General features: G+C 35.1%; 1 protein-coding gene. It reads right to left on the reverse strand.

Annotated elements, in window-relative coordinates; translation table 11 throughout:
- On the reverse strand, positions 1 to 143 hold a 143-nt coding region (locus AM305_RS12250; protein ID WP_005824064.1), incomplete at its 3' end, for an ATP-binding cassette domain-containing protein.
- Between the last annotated feature and the right edge of the window lie 156 nt (positions 144 to 299).

Here is a 299-nt window from a genome sequence, read left to right on the forward strand (position 1 = left end):
GTTGATTTTCCTGAGCCTGATGTGCCGATAATTGCTACAAAATCGCCTTGTGCTATGCTCAAGTCAATATCTTTTAAAATATGAGCTTGGTTTTCACCTTCACCAAAATATTTGTTTAATTTCTCTATTTCGATCAATTTCATTTTGTAATTTCCCGTATAAAAAACAGACTATTCGAAACGCTGGACTTGTATCCGCTTAATACCTACGGCTAATTAACTGCGATTATAGCGGATACAAGTCCAGCGTTTTTTGTTCGAGGGCTATTTACAAGCGGTTGAATTTTCTAAAAAAAAAAG

Source organism: Actinobacillus minor NM305 (assembly GCF_000175195.1).
In the GTDB taxonomy this organism is placed as follows: Bacteria; Pseudomonadota; Gammaproteobacteria; order Enterobacterales; family Pasteurellaceae; genus Haemophilus_A; species Haemophilus_A minor.